Here is a 1,963-nt window from a genome sequence, read left to right on the forward strand (position 1 = left end):
AATCTCGATTGTCAATTTAAGTTAGAAATTTCTACACTATATTATGAGTGATTGAACTTGGTGACATACTTGTGCTAACCACCTTAAACAACTCCATTCATCAAGCTCGAGGAGTGACGGTCATTGGCATTACCCAACTACAAAAGAGTTTACTGGCAAGTATTGCTGATCACACCCTTTATTTTCAAACAACTCCTTATCCTGTTGGGGAAGAAATCATGGTCTCTTTCTTACCCATTTACTATGTTGTCGACCTATTAGTGCGACACTTTCTAGTCCGTATTGGTAAAATTGAAGCCAAAGAATAAAATAAATCCCGAGTCGTCGTTAATATATATTCATTTGTAAATTAATAGTTGACTTAAAGATCCGTTCATTATATACTTTAAGTACAGATCAAAGATTTTCGCTATGGCGAAACACCAAACCCCCACACGACCGGGAAAAGTACGTGTGGGGGTTTTTTATCGGTGAGACACTCCTCGAAGGAATTACTTTTTGCGGCGTTGCCACCAAGAGATAATCGCAAAACTGATTAACTCTGCAATGATAGTCGCAAAAATATTCGATACAAGTTGGAACTTTTCCATTTACTTGGTTCTTATCTTTGGGGTAGCGCTATTTATAATTTTTTCATAGTAGAATACCTTTAAAGTATTGAAACGCGAGGGAGTTTGTTATAATAGCGCTACGAGATGAAGCGAATTAAAGGTATAAGGAGTATCGCGATGAAGAAAGTATTGATTGTTTTAACAAATACCGCAAAATATGAAACAGAAAATGTCCCAACCGGTCTATGGTTAGGAGAATTGACGCATTTTTATGATGAAATCCAAAAACACGGCATCGAAGCAGACTTCGTTAGCCCTAAAGGCGGATATGTGCCGATTGATCCTTATTCAATGAAGTTTGCGACGGATGTTGATTATAAATGGTATCAAGAAGACGCATTTGTTAATAAGGCGTTGGCTCAAACTAAATCACCTCAAGATATTGATCCGAAAGAATATTGCGGGATTTATTATACAGGTGGTCATGGTGTTTTATGGGACTTTCCACAAGATGAAACCCTCCAACATATTGCGATGGCAATCTATAAAGAAGGTGGCTACGTCACCGCAGTTTGTCATGGCGTGGTGGGGTTATTGAACTTAACAGAAGATGGCCATTATTTAATTAAAAACAAACAAGTAACGGGATTTACTGACGTTGAAGAACTGTTAGCCGGCAAGAAAAATAAGGTTCCATTTTCAACGGAAGAAGCATTGAAACAACGAGGCGCTCATTATGTCAAGAAGCGTTTCTTTACCTCCTTTGCGACAAGAGATGGCCGTGTCATTACAGGTCAAAACCCACAGTCTGCTAGAGCTGTTGCCAAAGAATTGGTGAAAGCCATCAATTAGCTAAAGCACGCGTTTATTTAGTGGGATTTTTTGCAAGATAAGTGATTAGGAACTGTTGTTTTGCTGGAAAAGTTTGCGGCAATACTTTAATCCTGTTATACTATAGATGTAGAGCAAGAATTTCGTTTCATAATGAAACACCAAACCCCACACGCACTTTAGCCGGTCGTGTGGGGTTTTTGTTGGTGTGGTGGCGTTGCACCTGAAAAAGGAAAACTATTATTTGCGACGTTGCCACTATTCAGTAATGGCAAAGACGGTTAACTCTGCCAACACTGTGGTCACAAATGTCTTAGCGAGAGCAAGAACTTTCTTCATAACTAGTACACCTTTTATAGAATACTTGTTATGGCTAATCTGCAACAAATATGTTACGATCTTATAGGTTAAAGCATTAATAGTTTCGCGCATGACGAAACACCAAACTCCCGCACGATCCGGAAAAGTACGTGTGGGGGTTATTTATATGATGAATTGCAATAATTATTGCGACAAAAAGTTATTCTAACTGAACGAGTTCGTGCATGAGTACTTCAAAAGGTGTTTTAAAATCTAAGCAT

At 38.5% G+C, this 1,963-nt stretch carries 2 protein-coding genes; both read left to right on the forward strand.

Annotated elements, in window-relative coordinates; genetic code table 11:
• The first annotated feature begins 47 nt into the window (after positions 1-47).
• Complete coding sequence (locus tag BLR79_RS08640; RefSeq protein ID WP_159427641.1) at positions 48-308, forward strand: MurR/RpiR family transcriptional regulator; 261 nt, start codon at positions 48-50, stop codon at positions 306-308.
• Between the two features lie 420 nt (positions 309-728).
• Entirely contained in the window at positions 729-1,403 is a 675-nt protein-coding gene (locus BLR79_RS08645; RefSeq protein WP_092087026.1) for a type 1 glutamine amidotransferase domain-containing protein, read from the forward strand.
• The last annotated feature ends 560 nt before the right edge of the window (positions 1,404-1,963 follow it).

This window comes from Dolosicoccus paucivorans, assembly GCF_900100125.1.
Taxonomy (GTDB): Bacteria; Bacillota; Bacilli; order Lactobacillales; family Aerococcaceae; genus Dolosicoccus; species Dolosicoccus paucivorans.

Excerpts from the sequence above, each read along its gene's own strand:
- BLR79_RS08645 (WP_092087026.1), top strand. The coding sequence starts at position 729 with ATGAAGAAAGTATTGATTGTTTTAACAAATACCGCAAAATATGAAACA.